The 15,547-nt window shown below is 58.5% G+C and carries 15 protein-coding genes; 5 read left to right on the top strand and 10 right to left on the bottom strand.

Annotation, left to right across the window (positions count from 1 at the left end; genetic code table 11):
- Positions 1-19 precede the first annotated feature (19 nt).
- The 3 genes from OQ273_RS21440 to OQ273_RS21430 are packed head-to-tail and all read left to right on the top strand — an operon-like array spanning position 20 to position 2,289.
- Complete coding sequence (locus tag OQ273_RS21440) at positions 20-1,279, top strand: ferredoxin reductase family protein (protein WP_267992960.1); 1,260 nt, start codon at positions 20-22, stop codon at positions 1,277-1,279.
- A 49-nt stretch (positions 1,280-1,328) separates the two neighbouring features.
- A complete protein-coding gene (locus OQ273_RS21435) occupies positions 1,329-1,775 on the top strand; it encodes an anthrone oxygenase family protein (RefSeq protein ID WP_267992959.1) in 447 nt (148 codons plus the stop codon).
- A 16-nt stretch (positions 1,776-1,791) separates the two neighbouring features.
- Positions 1,792-2,289: a hypothetical protein gene (locus OQ273_RS21430; protein ID WP_267992958.1), complete on the top strand. Its 498-nt coding sequence runs from the start codon at positions 1,792-1,794 to the stop codon at positions 2,287-2,289.
- A gap of 53 nt (positions 2,290-2,342) precedes the next feature.
- Here the strand turns inward: OQ273_RS21430 and OQ273_RS21425 are convergent, their stop codons facing one another.
- From OQ273_RS21425 to ccmA, 8 genes are all read right to left on the bottom strand, one after another.
- On the bottom strand, positions 2,343-3,206 hold the full coding sequence (locus OQ273_RS21425) for an MBL fold metallo-hydrolase (RefSeq protein WP_267992957.1): 864 nt from the start codon (positions 3,204-3,206) through the stop codon (positions 2,343-2,345).
- Between the two features lie 152 nt (positions 3,207-3,358).
- Positions 3,359-3,754, bottom strand: coding sequence for a hypothetical protein (locus OQ273_RS21420; protein ID WP_267992956.1), 396 nt, complete (start codon positions 3,752-3,754; stop codon positions 3,359-3,361).
- Positions 3,755-3,990: 236 nt separating this feature from the next.
- Positions 3,991-4,494, bottom strand: coding sequence for a GNAT family N-acetyltransferase (locus tag OQ273_RS21415; RefSeq protein WP_267992955.1), 504 nt, complete (start codon positions 4,492-4,494; stop codon positions 3,991-3,993).
- 99 nt (positions 4,495-4,593) lie between these two features.
- Complete coding sequence (locus OQ273_RS21410; protein WP_267992954.1) at positions 4,594-4,929, bottom strand: ArsR/SmtB family transcription factor; 336 nt, start codon at positions 4,927-4,929, stop codon at positions 4,594-4,596.
- Positions 4,926-5,564, bottom strand: coding sequence for an SRPBCC family protein (locus tag OQ273_RS21405; RefSeq protein ID WP_267992953.1), 639 nt, complete (start codon positions 5,562-5,564; stop codon positions 4,926-4,928). The genes OQ273_RS21410 and OQ273_RS21405 overlap by 4 nt, the downstream gene beginning before the upstream one ends.
- A 184-nt stretch (positions 5,565-5,748) precedes the next feature.
- Complete coding sequence (locus tag OQ273_RS21400) at positions 5,749-6,408, bottom strand: transglycosylase domain-containing protein (protein ID WP_267992952.1); 660 nt, start codon at positions 6,406-6,408, stop codon at positions 5,749-5,751.
- A gap of 199 nt (positions 6,409-6,607) precedes the next feature.
- Entirely contained in the window at positions 6,608-7,267 is a 660-nt protein-coding gene (gene ccmB / locus OQ273_RS21395; protein ID WP_267992951.1) for a heme exporter protein CcmB, read from the bottom strand.
- On the bottom strand, positions 7,267-7,938 hold the full coding sequence (ccmA, locus tag OQ273_RS21390) for a heme ABC exporter ATP-binding protein CcmA (protein WP_267992950.1): 672 nt from the start codon (positions 7,936-7,938) through the stop codon (positions 7,267-7,269). Before ccmA ends, ccmB begins: the two co-directional genes overlap by 1 nt.
- A 281-nt stretch (positions 7,939-8,219) precedes the next feature.
- Here ccmA and acnA point away from each other — a divergent pair, with 281 nt between their 5' ends.
- The gene (gene acnA, locus OQ273_RS21385; protein WP_267992949.1) at positions 8,220-10,910 is read left to right on the top strand and encodes an aconitate hydratase AcnA; all 2,691 of its coding nucleotides are present in this window, start codon (positions 8,220-8,222) and stop codon (positions 10,908-10,910) included.
- Positions 10,911-11,060: 150 nt separating this feature from the next.
- On the opposite strand, the gene OQ273_RS21380 is transcribed toward acnA, so the two are convergent.
- Complete coding sequence (locus OQ273_RS21380) at positions 11,061-11,597, bottom strand: peroxiredoxin-like family protein (protein ID WP_267992948.1); 537 nt, start codon at positions 11,595-11,597, stop codon at positions 11,061-11,063.
- A gap of 103 nt (positions 11,598-11,700) precedes the next feature.
- Between OQ273_RS21380 and OQ273_RS21375 the strand changes: the two genes are divergently transcribed.
- Complete coding sequence (locus tag OQ273_RS21375; RefSeq protein WP_267992947.1) at positions 11,701-12,465, top strand: AraC family transcriptional regulator; 765 nt, start codon at positions 11,701-11,703, stop codon at positions 12,463-12,465.
- Positions 12,466-12,472: 7 nt separating this feature from the next.
- Here OQ273_RS21375 and OQ273_RS21370 read toward each other — a convergent pair whose 3' ends face one another.
- Positions 12,473-15,547 carry an efflux RND transporter permease subunit gene (locus tag OQ273_RS21370; protein ID WP_267992946.1) on the bottom strand — a complete coding sequence of 1,025 codons (3,075 nt, stop codon included), beginning with the start codon at positions 15,545-15,547 and terminating at the stop codon, positions 12,473-12,475.

Here is a 15,547-nt window from a genome sequence, read left to right as displayed (position 1 = left end):
CCGAAGGCGGGGCGTTTCCATGTTAAATCGTAACGGCATCTACCTGATCATCGCTCTTCTGGCGGTCTTCGCCGGACTGCATATCGGCTTCGCTCCCGAAGGCCATGACGGCAGAACCACCATGACCACTTTGCTGGGCGGTTTTGCGTTTTTGTTAATGACGGTGGCGATTGTTCTGTCGACCCGGCTGAGAGCCGCCGAAGCCTTGTTCGGCGGGCTGGACCGTATGTATCAGGTCCACAAATATTGCGGTGTCATCGCAGGGCTACTGGTGCTGCTGCATTTTCTGGGCGTGCCGAAGGCGTTGCCCGCCGGCGTCAGCGAACTCGAAATGTCGTTGGTTCCCTCGGCACCCATGGGAATGGTCGCCCTGATCCTGCTCGTCATTTCGCTGGCGCTGACGCTCAACCGGAAGATCCCCTATCACCGCTGGCGGCTACCGCACAAAGCCATGGGTCTTGTTTACCTTCTGGTTGTCGGTCATTTTTTGTTGGCGCCGCCAATTTTCTTCGAGCGCTTCGGCCCGTCCGGGATATTGCTGATCTGCACGGCTGTTATCGGCATTCTTTCCTATCTTTACAGCATTGCGGGAAAGAACCGCAGATTAGCTCTGGAATACACGATCGAAAGCGTAAACGCTCTGGAGCGGGCGACTGAAATCGTTCTCAAGCCGGTCGGCGACAATCTGCAACACAAATCCGGACAGTTTGCTTTTGTGGAAGTGCAGGGCAAGGGCTGGGACGAGCCGCATCCTTTCACGATTTCCAGCGCCCCGGGAGAAGATCGCCTGCGCTTTACCATGAAGGTGCTCGGAGACTGGACGCGAAAGGTTCGTGAAGAACTGAAGGCCGGCGCCACTGTCCATGTGCACGGACCCTATGGCCGCTTCGATATGGCATCGGCGGGGAGAAAACAGATCTGGCTCGCCGGCGGCATTGGATTGACGCCGTTCCTGTCGGCCGTCCGTGAGATGAAACCGGGCGATGGCCGGGAAATCCACCTCGTCTACGCCGCGCGCAACAGCGACGATGCAATTTTCCTCGATGAACTGGATAAACGCGCCGCCGAACTCGGCAACGTGACGCTCGTGCCATTGTTCTCGGACGAGGGCAATTTCGCCCGGGTCGACATCATGAAAACCAAGCTGCCCGACCCGCTTGACAGCTACGACTATTTCCTATGCGGACCCAGGCCGATGGTCAACGCTTTGATGAAGAACCTCAAGGCTGAAGGGGTTGGCCGGACACGGATTCATACCGAAGCCTTTGAGTTCCGATGAGCCTGCCGAAGCGCAAGCGTTGCATCACTGAAACAGGAGCAAAGCAAAAATGTTGGACGCGCTTGTCATACTCGATTTGACTCTCATGGCGATGGTATTCGGCTACGGCATGTCGGCATCAGCCGTTTCCTATCCGGCGATGATGGCAAGTTCGCGCGAAACCGCCGTCGGCTACTTCAAACCGTTCTTCCACAAGTCCAATCATCTTCAGCTGGGCCTTTCGATCGCCGTCCTGCTGGTCAGTCTCGCGGTTTCCTATCTGTCGCGGAACTGGTGGTGGTTCACCGGAGCCGTCATCCTGCAGGTCAGCGGACCCTACACGATCATCGTGCTGATGCCGGTCAACCGGCGCATCATGGCCGAAGGGGCGGATATTCACTCGGATCAGATGTCAGACGACCTTGGCCGCTGGGGAAGGCTTCATCTGCCCCGCACCCTTATTGCAGGGGCAATATTCATTTTATTCGCTTACCTGGCGGTTGTTGGCGGCGTCTGAGATGATACCATCGCACATGCCCCGAAAACTCGTAGAATTCGCTCACGAGATCGGCAACATCCTCTATGTTGGGGGCATACTGTCACACATCGTCATTGGTGTGCTCTTTGCCAATGCGGCACCGGACACGATGGTGACGGTCTACACATACAAGCTTCAAAGCGCCTACATCCTCATTTTACCCGGTCTGACGCTGAAGATCCTTTGTGATTTGGTTCTGTTCTTCTTCTGCCGGGAACGTGCATGGTGGATGAGGATCAAGTTTCTGGCCGCCGCCGTGTTGGCAACCAACGCCTTTGTGTTCCTTGTTCCGATGATGCCCGAGCTTCTGGCACTTGCTGAAGCGTCGGTGCCAAGCGGACACCTCAACCCCGAATTCGTCACGCTCGAGCACAAGGAAATGTTCATCGGCCAGCTGAACGTTATCCCGCTCCTGGTTGAACTGACCATGGGTGCATTCAAACCGCCGATTTCGGGATCAGAGCGCCGGGCCGCCCGGGCTGCATCCCTGTGATGCCGGCGTCTCGTTCCAGGGAATATTGGCCAAGGGATCAGCGCCGCGCGAGATCAGCTTTTGCGCCAAAGCCGGTCTTCCCACAAAAAGGCGTCCCTGTCGGACCTGACATGCCCAAATGAGGGCAGTGCGAAATGGCTTCCTAAAACAACGCAGCCTGTTTCGGAGGCCTGTTCCAGCAATCGTCTGCGCGAGGCGACGGCCATCTCCGCATCGGCATCGTATATGAAGTGCCAGTCCGGATACCGGCATTGCACGGTAGAGTGCATGGCATCGCCGGTGATCAGGGCTTCATGATTGCCGCTTTTCACCTTCACGGAGACATGGCCATGCGTGTGGCCAGGTGTCGGGACCAGGGTCACGTGATCACCCAGCATATGCCCGGCCTCAACCAGCTCGGCCTGCCCGGCCTCAATGACCGGCAACACGCTTTCAACATAGAGGTCCGCGTGGCGCGCGCGCTGCACGTCCTCGTCGGCGGCGGGCAGCAGATAACGGGCATTCGGGAATGTCGGCACCCAGCGCCCGTCTTCAAGCCTGGTATTCCAGCCGACGTGATCCGGGTGCAGGTGGGTACACAGCACATAGTCGATATCGTCCGTGCCAACGCCGGCAGCGGTCAGGGCCGCCATGAACCGCGTGTCCGAGCGTTTATGCCAATCGGGCGTGCCGGGCACGGTCTTGTCATTGCCCACACAGCTGTCCACCAGGATCGTGTGAGACGGCGTTTTCAGAAGAAATCCCTGAACCGGCAGAATCAGCCGCCCCGACCGGACGCAAACGCCGCCCTCCACATGCTCCTCGACGATCCGCCTGACATCCGGCCCCGCCGTCGGAAAAAGCTCCTCCGGCGTCAGGAACGGGCCGTTGATTTCAAGGATTCTCCAGACTTCAACCTCGCCGATCTTACACAGCATCCGCTCTGCCTTTCTTCTGCCGGTGCAACGGTGAGAATTTAGCTGCCGTCACAATCCACGCAAGGGCAATCAGCACCGAGCAGGCGGGAAGCGGGCCGATGATGGAGCAGAAGAGGTGATAGCGCAGGATTTGTGTGCGCTCGGCGGGCTGGTCAGGTCTGGGTATCGCTCCGCGGCAAAGCCAGGCGAAAGTGTTCCCGGATGTATGTTGAGCGAAGAAGGTAAACTGAAAGCCCGATATAAAGGGTGAACTCCAGCAGCATGATTGCAACGCCTCCGGCCCCGCCGCCAAAGGCTTGAAAATCGATCGTCTCGACAAAGCACAAAGCCGCCAGCACGGCATACATAGTCATTGTGGCATAGGGTGTTTGGGGCCAGCGACTAAGGTAACCAAAAACGAAAATTGCCCCGGTCAGCGAAATCGCAAAAAAATGAATGAATTGAAGACCAGGTGGAAAGTTGCTGTTTTGCAAGCCCAGATTCACACCGGAAAAGGCGTATTCCAGAAGTCCCGATAAGCCCCATATCAGCAGGACAGCCGAGAGCACAAGAAGTCCCTTGGGAAGAAATTTGTCGATCGCTTTCAGTTGTCTGCCCCCAGATCGGAATTTCAAGCGATAGCAAACCTGATTGGTCGAATGATTTCAAGCAGGCTGGCGATCAGATGTTTCGGGCGAGTTTTGGTGAGTAAACAAGAGCTGACAATCAAGCCCAGAGCAATATTGGGCTCGGATCGACCGGTTGCCGCGATTGAACGAATGACCGTTTTGATGAAGATATTGCGCTAAGCCTGTCTTCGGCGAGTGTAAAGGTTGCGTTCCATTTCAATTACAAATCGCTCGTATTCGAATCCCATCTTCTTAAGCAGCGCATTTGATGCGGAGTTATCTGGAGGAGCGAATGCAGAGACTTTCTCAAGCTCCAATCTTTGATCGGAAAACTCCAGCGCCGCATGACAAAGCTCTGTTGCATAGCCGTTTCCCCAAGCGGATGGATCAAAATAGTAAGCCAGTTCAATACCCCAGCCCGGATCAAACGGATCGTCATATAGCCCGCCCCAACCGATCAGTACTCTTGTTTGTTTGATACGAACTGTCCAGGGAGCAAATCCGTCATGGCGTCTCCTCCACTCATGAACGGCAATTCTGCGCCGACATTCCTTAAGACTGGCATCGCAATGGGTGTGTTTCATGGCGACTTTGTTACCCAGGAAACTGAAAAGCGCCGGCACTTCAGACAGTTTGGGGGCCGAAAGAAGCAAGCGGTCTGTTTCGATGGTTTGCGGCATGTTTGGGCAGCTTCATTCAATTTCTCCACCTGACACTTATGCAGTGTGCGGCAATGGTCAAGTTGGGCTCGAAGCGGCGTTCCAGAAGCCGCGATGAATTCAGCCTGCGCCCCTGTCAGATCGCTTGCCGCGTTCCACCTCGGTGGCAAGAGCCTCCATTCTTGAGGCCCAAAAAAACCGAAGCTGATCCAGCCAGGCGTCCACATCGGCAAAACCCGCAGGATTGATTTCGTAACAGCGTTTGGCGCCTTCTTTCCGTACAATTGCAAAACCCGTTTCGCGCAGGACGCGCAGATGCTGGGAGACAGCCGATTGAGAGATACCGAATTCCGACTCGACAACCTTGACGATTTCGCCAGACGCGTGTTCCCTTTGCGAGATAAGCTCCAGAGTTCGCCGGCGTACGGGATCGGACAATACGTCGAAGGCGTTCACTGGCTTTCACCCGTGTAGAACCTGGCAGTTCTTTCCGCGCTGTTCATTGCGACCTGCGGGTCTGTCCCTGCGTCGGCGTGCGCCATGCCCCATGCCTCGGCCCACGAACGCAACATTGCTTTTCCCGTCGGCCCCTCGGCCCATTTCATTCCGGCATCAAGGGTTGAACTGCCATCGCTTGCAAGGTGCACGTCCAATCCCAGCATTGCCAGTTCCCAACCCACGCCTGTCGCACCCGGACCATACGCATTCCAATGGGCCTGACTTCTTTCGTCTGTCGGATGCTCATGTTCAAGCGTCAACAATGCCCCGTCGTCGGATTGTTCAATCACCACCTTGACCCAACTCGTATTGCCGCCGAACTCCCATGTCAGAACCAAGAGTCTCGGCGGCTCACAGGCAACGATATCGCCGTCCGCATTTCCTTCAATCGAGAAACGCCCACCCTCATTCAGGTCGCCGGTTACATTCGCGAACCAACGCCGTATGCGCTCCGCGTCGGTCACCGCGTGCCACAAATCGTCCGGAGTTGTTGCGTAGCTTCGGCTTGCGCGGACGATGTGCGTCGGTTTTCCGTCGCGTTCACCACTGCCAACCTCACGAAAGGTCGCACCCAAAGCGTTGTCGAGTTCCATGCCCGTATCCTCACAAGCTTCCAGGATATAAGTTTACACTAATATTAATGCAAACTAAAGTCTGGCCCAGTTTTCCGAAAGTGTCATCCGCTGCAACGCTGAAAGAATTCGAGAAGGGCCCATTGCTGCCTGTCGCTGCGCACCGCATTCGCGGCGGTTCTGCGAAAAAGGCCGCCGTTTTGATTTACTGGCTACAACCTTGAAGCCAAACATCGGAATTGGCATTGGGAGCGCAATCTCCCGAAACCAAACGGCGGATGCGATTTGTCCTTTCCAGTAGTGCTTGGTCATCAGTACCGAGAGTGTAGCGGCCCGGTGAAATGAGGACCGCAAGCATGGATAGATACTCATCGTCTTCGATCTTGGCGGGCGCTGCCCCAAAAGTTGCTTCGCTCATACGATGAAATCCAGTGACCCAGCCTTCCGGCCCGCGCCCCATTTCAAGTGTATCGAGCCAAAGCGCCATGATCTGCTCTTTGCTCAACCGGCTCTCTAACCCAAGCGCATAACCAATCTGTCGGATTTTTCCGATACCGGGGGTGAAATTCTCAAACCCAACCCGCTTGGAGAGCGACTGCGTAACGGTCGTGATACCTGCACCGGGTGTTGTTATATCTACTCCACTGTGCTGCTCAAAGGCCGGGTCTTGGACCACTAACAGTTGACGATAGCGCTCTTCACCGAGAGAAGAGCCACCCAAGTCTTCTGCAATCAGGCCGTCGGCTCTTGCTTCAAGTTCTTCTGAATCCGAAAGCGCGTCGAAATAGCCAAATGCTCCATATCCAATCACACCCACGAGGAACAGTAGCACCGCAATTGATGTGATCTTAAAAATTCTTCTCATTAAATCATGATCCTAGAGCCAACCGAATTGCTTGATTCCTTCCTCTTGGATTGTGGTGGGAGGATGACGCGGTTCTAAAAATGAACGTCCAGACTGGGCTCAGTCCTGCCATTCGCTGCATTGCAGCAGGCAATATCATTAGATCTGCGCGTGCAAATGTCTGCCTTGGGCCGAAGGCGACCTATCACGCATCCACTGCCTAATCCGAAGACGCCCGGAGCGCTGAGCCAGCAGCAAGCGGCCCGATCACCGAGAAAAACAGGGTGATGGCACACAGGATCAGAAACGGCGGCAGGAAGGGGGCCGGGTCTTCGATCGCGCCGTAGACGGCGCTGACGCCGAAGATCAGGACGGGGATTGCCAGCGGCAGGACAAGCACGGAGACAAGCAGGCCGCCGCGTGGCAGAGAAACCGAAACAGCCGCGCCCACCGCGCCGATGAAGGTGATCGCCGGGGTTCCGGCAAGCAAGGTGACGGCAATGGCGAGGGTCGCCACCTCGCCGACATTGAGGAAAAGCCCGAGCACGGGCGAGGCGACGATGAGCGGCAGGCCGGTCGCGGTCCAGTGCGCCAGGCACTTGATGAGGACCGTTGCAAACATCGGCGTTTCCTGCATCAGCATGAGGTCGAGTGAGCCGTCCTCGCGGTCCGTCTGGAACAGGCGGTCAAGGCCGAGCAGTGAGGCGAGCAGCGCGCCGATCCAAAGGATCGCCGGGCCGATGCGCGCCAGCAGGTTGAGGTCAGGCCCGACGCCGAAGGGAATGACCGACACGACCGCCAGGAAGAACAGAACGCCGATCAGCGCACCGCCGCCGGCCCGGATCGAGAGGCGCACATCCCGCATGAACAATGCCCACATCAGGCCGCATCCTCCGGGGCAAAGGGGTCACGCGCGCCAAAGGCCGCGCGCGAACCGGGATCGAGCACCAGGCTGCGCGCATCGGTCAATCCGAGCGGCTGGTGGGTTGCGGCAATCACCAGCCCGCCACCCTCAAGATGCGCTTCGATGAGGCGCGCGAACATGTCCTGCGACTGAACGTCCAGCGCCGCAGTCGGCTCGTCGAGGATCCAGAGCGGCCGGTAGGCGATCAGGAGCTTGGCCATGGCGATGCGCCGTTGCTGGCCGGCGGAGAGATAGCCGAAGGGCAGATGGTCGATGCCGTCGAGCCCGACCTTGGCGACCGCCTCCTCCACATTGGATGATACTTTGGTCTGATAGGCCTCGGACACGCCCATGAAATCGCGCCAGAATTCCAGGTTCTCGCGCACGCTCAAGGCCCGTTTCATGGCATTGCGGTGGCCGAGATAATGCGCCGATTCGGCAACGTTTTCACCGCCTCCGCCTTCCAACTCGATGCGGCCCTCCGCATCCGGCAGAAGACCGGCAACCACCCGTAAAAAGGTCGATTTGCCGACACCGTTCGGCCCGGAGACGACCAGCGCCTCGCCCGCATTGAGCGAAAAGCTGATACCGGAGAAGAACACCTGGCCGCTGCGCGCGACGCAGACATTGTCGGCGACAAGCCGCATGGGTCAGCTCACTTTCTCGGCGCGATCGTGCATGAGGGAAAAATCTCCGATAAGGACCGAAAACGGTCTAGAACCGTTCTATAAAATTATCTATAAGGCCTGCAACCACGCCAGCGGTCGGCGTGAACATCATATATCCGCCGAACCTGGTAGAGGGTCTAACAGACCAAACCGCGGACGGACAGCGGAAATGACCGTACCCGCAGGCTTCTCGTGCTCTCTTGCGCGTATAAAGGCGTTCGTTCGAAGTGTCGGTGAACCAACACGAATGAGAGCCGCCTGTGACAAAATCACTCGACAGCTTCAACTGCCGCAGCACACTGAAAGTGGGCGATGCGGACTATACCTATTTCAGCCTGACGGAGGCGGAAAAGAACGGCCTTAGCGGCATCTCCGCCCTGCCCTTTTCCAAGAAGGTGCTTCTGGAGAACCTGCTTCGCAATGAAGACGGCCGCTCCGTCACCAAGGATGACATCCTGGCCGTCGCCGCCTGGCTTGAGGACCGCGGCAAGGCCGGCAAGGAAATCGCCTACCGCCCGGCCCGCGTTTTGATGCAGGATTTCACCGGCGTACCCGCCGTTGTCGACCTTGCGGCCATGCGCGACGCCATGAAGAACCTCGGCGGCGATCCGGAAAAGATCAACCCGCTCGTGCCGGTCGATCTCGTCATTGACCACTCGGTAATCGTCGACGAATTCGGAACGCCCACCGCCTTTGCCCGCAATGTGGAGCTGGAGTATCAGCGCAACGGCGAGCGTTACCGCTTCCTCAAATGGGGCCAGCAGGCCTTCCGCAACTTCCGCGTCGTGCCGCCCGGCACCGGCATCTGCCACCAGGTCAACCTGGAATATCTCGGCCAGGCCGTCTGGACCAAGAATGAGGACGGCGAAACCGTCGCCTATCCCGACACCTGCGTCGGAACCGATTCCCACACCACGATGATCAACGGCCTGGGTGTCCTCGGATGGGGCGTTGGCGGCATTGAGGCCGAAGCCGCGATGCTCGGCCAGCCGATTTCCATGTTGCTGCCGGAAGTCATCGGTTTCCGCCTGACCGGCAAGCCGAAGGAAGGCATCACCGCTACCGATATCGTTCTGACCGTCGTGCAGATGCTGCGCCAGAAGGGCGTTGTCGGCAAATTCGTCGAGTTCTTCGGCCCCGGCCTTAACAACATGACCCTCGCCGACCGCGCGACGATCGCCAATATGGGCCCCGAATACGGCGCGACCTGCGGCTTCTTCCCGGTTGACGACGAGACCATCAGCTATATGACGATGACGGGCCGCGACCGCGACCGCATCGCCATGGTCGAAGCCTATTGCCGTGCACAGGGCATGTGGCGTGATGAAAACGCCGACGATCCGGTCTTCACCGATACGCTCGAGCTTGATCTCGGCGACGTGGTTCCGTCCATGGCGGGTCCGAAACGCCCGGAAGGCCGCATTCCGCTGGAAGGCATTGCCGCGGGCTTCGCCAAATCGCTGGCGGATGAATACAATAAGACGGCCAATGCCGACGCTCGCTACCAGGTCGAGGGCGAGGACTACGATCTCGGCCATGGCGATGTCGCCATTGCCGCCATCACCTCCTGCACCAACACCTCGAACCCGTCCGTCCTCATCGGCGCCGGGCTTCTGGCGCGCAACGCGCTCGCCAAGGGCCTGAAGACCAAGCCCTGGGTCAAGACATCGCTGGCGCCCGGATCGCAGGTCGTTGCCGAATATCTGGAAAATGCCGGATTGCAGGACGATCTCGACCAGCTCGGCTTCAACCTTGTCGGCTTCGGCTGCACGACCTGCATCGGAAACTCAGGACCGCTGCCCCCGGCCATTTCCAAGACCATCAACGACAAGGGCCTCATTGCCGCCGGCGTGCTTTCCGGCAACCGCAACTTCGAAGGCCGCGTCTCGCCCGACGTACAGGCAAACTATCTCGCCTCGCCGCCGCTGGTCGTTGCCTACGCGCTCGCCGGTAGCGTCACCAAGGATCTGACCACCGAACCGATCGGTGAGGACCAGGACGGCAATCCGGTGTTCCTGAAGGACATCTGGCCGTCTTCGCACGAGATTCAGAAGTTCATCGCCGAAAACGTCACGCGCGAACTCTTCGAATCCAAATATGCGGATGTCTTCAAGGGCGACGAGAACTGGCAGAACGTCAAGGTGCCGGAAGGCCAGACCTATGCCTGGGACGACACCTCGACCTATGTGCAGAACCCGCCCTATTTTGTCGGCATGGGCAAGCAGCCCGGCGGCATCAAGGATATTGTCGGAGCCCGCGTGCTTGGCCTCTTTGGCGACAAGATCACCACCGACCACATCTCGCCCGCAGGCTCGATCAAGGCGCAGTCGCCGGCCGGCTCGTATCTCATGGACAATGATGTCGCCGTCGCCGACTTCAACCAATACGGCACGCGGCGCGGCAATCATGAGGTCATGATGCGCGGCACGTTCGGCAATATCCGCATCCGCAACCACATGCTCGGACCGAACGGCAAGGAGGGCGGCTACACAATCCACTATCCGTCGAAGGAGGAGATGTCGATCTACGACGCCGCCATGCTCTACAAGCAGGAAGGCGTGCCGCTGGTCATCTTTGCAGGTGTCGAATACGGCAACGGCTCATCACGCGACTGGGCGGCCAAGGGCACCAACCTGCTGGGTGTGCGTGCGGTGATCGCCCAGTCCTATGAGCGCATCCACCGCTCGAACCTCGTCGGCATGGGCGTCATTCCCTTTGTGCTCGAAGACGGCACAAGCTGGGAAAGCCTCAACCTGAAGGGCGACGAGACGGTGACCATCGAAGGTCTTGAAGACATCAAGCCCCGGGAAACCAAGATCGCCAAGATCACCTATGGCGACGGCACGCAAAAAGACGTTCCGATCATCTGCCGCATCGATACGCTGGATGAAGTCGACTACGTCAACAATGGCGGCATCCTGCAGACGGTGCTGCGCGACCTCGCCGCCTAAAGACAGGCAGTCCAAGAAAAGAAAGCCGCCGGGTGACGCTTCACCCGGCGGCTTTTTTTGTTTTGCGGAGCTTTCAAGGCAAGCCAGGGGTGGCCCGATCAGTCGCCGGCAATCCCGCGCCTCGGGAATCGCAGCGGCTGACGGAGGTCGTCAGACCTCGCCGGCATATTCGCCGCGGGCCGGATAGTTTTTCTCAATGGCAAAATCGAGCGCGCCGACCAGCTCGGAAAAATGCGGGCGCACAAACGGCATGGTCTGGACCGAGGCGTAGTAAAGCGTCTGTTCCGGCGTCACCATGAACAGGCCGGGTTCGGAAAAGAGTGCCGGCTCCTCAATGCCGATCGACGTCTTGCCGCGCGACGTGGAGATGTAAAGGCCCCATTCGCGGGCCTTCGCCAGATCGAGATCATAACCGAAGCGCAGCGCCTTGGCCTCGATTTTCTCTGCCATGCCCTCGGTGCGTTCACGGCCATCCGAGCTAAGCGCAAGCGTCGTCACGCCGCGTTCGGCAAAGGCCGGCGTCAGCTTTTCGAGTTCCTTGAGATAGGTGGCGCAAATCGGGCAATGCAGGCCCCGGTAAAAGCAGATGACAACCCCGCGCTCGGACTGTTCCTTCGAAAGATCGAATGTCTCTCCAGAGAGCATCGGAACCACAAGATCGGGTGTTTTCTGTCTTGGCATCAACATGACAATCTCTTTCCTTCATCAAATCTGGTTTTGTCATATCAATTGTTATGGTATGGAAAATCCGAATAATCTGATCGAAACACCCAATCTCACTGGAACAACCATGAGCAGATACGACCGGCTGTCGGCACTGATGCAGCATTTCCAGATGTCGGTGGAGATGGCGGAGCCCGGAACCGGCAATCTGATTTTCTATGGCGGCCGCTCCGCGAAAACACCATGTGCGGTCGAATTCTGGCCCTCGGTCCGGGCCGCGCCAAGTGACATCCCGATGGAACGGCGGCTGATCGAGGCCCGCGCCGACTGGGGCGGGGAAAGCAACCCGCTGGTCGCGGCGCTGCCCGAACGGCTGGTCATGGAAACGAGCGGTGACGACAATTCAGCACTGCTATTGCAGATGGTGGTCGCCGAGGCCCATGACGCGCGCTGCGGATCGGCCTCGGCACTCAACCGGCTCTGCGAAGTCCTGCTCATTCGCCTGCTTCGCCAGCAGATCGAGCGTGGTGCGACAAACCCGGGCTTGCTTGCCGGGCTTTCCAATCCGCGCCTGAGCCGTGCCCTCGTCGTCATGCATGACAAGCCCGGCCGCAACTGGCGAAACGGCGAACTGGCCGAAATCGCCGGCATGTCGCTCAGCCGGTTTTCGGAACAGTTTGCGGAGCAAGTCGGCGAGACGCCACAATCCTATCTGCGCCGCTGGCGCATGACGCTGGCGCGACAGGACATTGCCTCCGGAGAACGTGTCCAGTCGGTCGCCCGGCGCCTCGGTTACGGCAGCCCCGAAGCGCTGAGTCGCGCCTTCAACAAGCACTACGGCAAGGCGCCCGTCTCCGTGCGCAGGGAAAGCCGCGATCTGGCATCACCGTAAGCGGCCTTCAGGCCGATTCCGCGGCTACGTTATCCTTTGTCTTGCTGCGGCTCCACAACCCGCCGAAGAGCAGGTAGTAGGCGCCCGGCACAAAGAACAGGCTGAGCACCGATGCAACGGCCAGGCCGCCGATCATCAGGGTCGCCATGGGCTCAAAGAGCGCACCGCCATTGATGGCCATGGGCATCAGGCCGAAAATCGTGGTCAGAGACGTCAAGAGGATCGGCGTGACCCGTTTCTTCGCGGCCTCGACAACCGCCTCCTTCAAGTCGGCCGTCTTGCGCTCGATATCGATCTGATCGATCAGGACGATCGCATTGTTGATGATGATGCCGGCAAGCGAGATCATGCCGAGAATGGCGAAGAACGAAAGCGGCTTGCCTGTGATCAGCAGCGCAAGCGGTGCGCCGATGATAATCAGCGGCACCGTCATGAAGGTCAGCAGCACGCGCCGCGCCGAATTGAACTGGAACATCAGCGCGGCCAGCATCACCAACAGCGCCAGGGGCATGCCGGCGGCAAGCGTTGCGTTGACCTCGGCGCTGTTTTCCGTCTCACCGGCGATCTCAAGGCGGTAACCGCCGGAAAGATCAAGCTGGTCGAGTGTCGGCCGGATCAGGCTCAGAACCCGGTCGGCGGCAAGCGTATCGCTCTTGCCGGAGATCTTGATCGTTCTGATCTGGTTCTCGCGGCGGATTTGCGAAAACTCCAGCTGCGGATCGAATGTGGCCACCTGATCGAGCGACACGAGCCGCCCGTCCGCCGGCACCGAAAGGCTTGCCAGGTCTTCAATGCTGCGCCGGAAACTCTCCTCGGCCCGCACCACGATCGGGATCGACTGATCGCCCTCGCGATAGGTTGAAAATGACGTACCTGAATAAAACGTATCCATCACGTCGGAGATTTCCTGCGACGAAACACCAAGCTCGCGGGCCTTGCTCTGATCGACATCGATCACGATCTTCAGCGTCTTGTTGCCCCAGTCGTTTTCGTTCTGCGAAATACCCGGAACCGCGTCGAAGGCGACTTCGACCTCATCGGCAAGCATCAGCAGTTTCTCGGCGTCGGAGCCCGAGAGCTTGACCTCGACAATGCCCGATTCACCCCCGCCCATAGAGAGCCGCTTGACCTTGAAACGCGCCGACGGGTGATTCTCGATCAGGTGCCGGGTTGCCCTGGCTGCTGCCGTCACCGCACCCTCGAACGTTTCGGTGTTGATCAGGATAAAGGCGCTTGCCGGGTCCGTATCCGCCGGGTTGAGCGCCAGATAAAACCGCGGTCCGCCATCGCCGACAAACACCGTCGTATCAACGACCTCAGGGTTTTGCGACGTGTCCTGCAACCACTCCTCGACCCGCAGCGCCTCGGCGCGTGTGGCCGATATGGCCGTGCCCTTCGGCATATTGAGATAGATCATGTATTCCGCCCGCTCGGACAGGGGAAACATCTCGTTCTTGACGCTGGAAAACAGGCTGATCGAGGCCGCAACAGCCAGATAGCAGCCAATGATGATGAACGGTCCGAAGGTGAGCGTTCGGCCAATGATCGCTCCGTAGCTGCGCACCATCAGGTTCGGACCGGCGGCGACATCCTTGCTCTTTCGCCGGGCGAACCACACACAAAGGGAGGGCAGAATGTAAAGCGCGGTGAACCATGAACCGGCAAGCATGATACCGACGACCGCACCGAGCGAAAACGCAAACTCGCCCTCCACACCGTCAAGGATCAGCATCGGGATAAAGGCCGAGACCGTTGTGATCGAGGCAACAGCGAGCGGAATGAAGAACTGCCGCCCAGCGCCGAGCGCTGCTTCCTCAGGCTCCATGCCGCGCTTGATGCGGCCCTCGATGTCCTCCACCACCACAAGCCCGTTATCGACCAGCAGGCCGAGCGAAATAATGACCGCCGCAATTGAAATCTGCTGCAGGTCGATTTCCATCAGCCGCATCCCGACCAGTGCAAAGGTCACCGTGAACGGTACAATACAGGCGATGATCAAGGCGCCCCGGAAGCCCAGGAAAATCAGCATCACGACCAGCACGACCGCAAAGGTCTGAAGCACATTCATCAACGCCGCATTGATGGATGTGGTGACATTGGTCTCCTGGAAGGTGGAGAATTTATAGGTGATCCCGATCGGTTGAGTCTGCTCGAACTGGGCAACCGCCGTTTTCAGTGCCGCACCGATTTTCTGGATATCCTCCGTATCGGTCATCTCGACACTGACGATGACGGCTTCCTGACCGTCGAAATAGACCGGTTTGTTGACCGGATCCTGATAGCCCCGCCGGACATTCATCAGATCCTTCAGCCGCACGAATCCGGAAAGGCCCTGCACCTTGGTCAGCACGTCGCCGATTTCCTCGACCGAGGCGAGGTCTCCATTGGCCTCAAGGATCAGATTGACCCCGTCGGCGTCGATCTCGCCGGCCGGCAGGATGACGTTCTGCGACTGCAAATCGTCAAGAACCTGACTGAGCTGAACGCCGACCGCCGCCAGTTTGCGGGTGTCGAGCTCCAGCCAGACGCGCTCTTCCTGCACGCCAAAGAGCGAGACCTTGGAGATGCCGTCGACCTCGTAGAGATATTCCCGCAGATCATCGGCGGAATCGCGCAACTCGGAGTTTTCAAACCCCTCTCCGGTCACGGCAATCGTGGCAATCGCCACATCGCCGTAATCGGTGTTGACGAAGGGGCCTTCGGTCCCGCTTGGCAGGTTTGGTTTGAGATCATCCATCTTGTTGCGGATGTCTTCAAAAACCGTACTCAACTGGCTGGAGGGCACATGGTCGTAGATGTTTACCGTAACCACCGTGCTGCCGGTGGAGATCAGCGAGTTGATATCCTCGATCTCACCGATTTCCCGCGCCTTGCGTTCGATCGGCTTGACGATGAGATTTTCCATCCGGTCCGGAGACATGCCCGGGAACTGCGCGCTGATCAGCGCACTGCGGATGGTGATCGCGGGATTCTCGCGCTTCGGCATTGATCCATATGACAAAAGCCCCTGCAGGATCAGTGCGATCATGACAAGAATGGTCAGGCGCGATTTCGAGATGCCAAAGCGGGTCAGGAAATCCAT

Origin of the sequence: Hoeflea prorocentri, assembly GCF_027944115.1 — a bacterium.
In the GTDB taxonomy this organism is placed as follows: Bacteria; Pseudomonadota; Alphaproteobacteria; order Rhizobiales; family Rhizobiaceae; genus Hoeflea_A; species Hoeflea_A prorocentri.
This window is presented reverse-complemented; position numbering and strand designations above follow the sequence as displayed.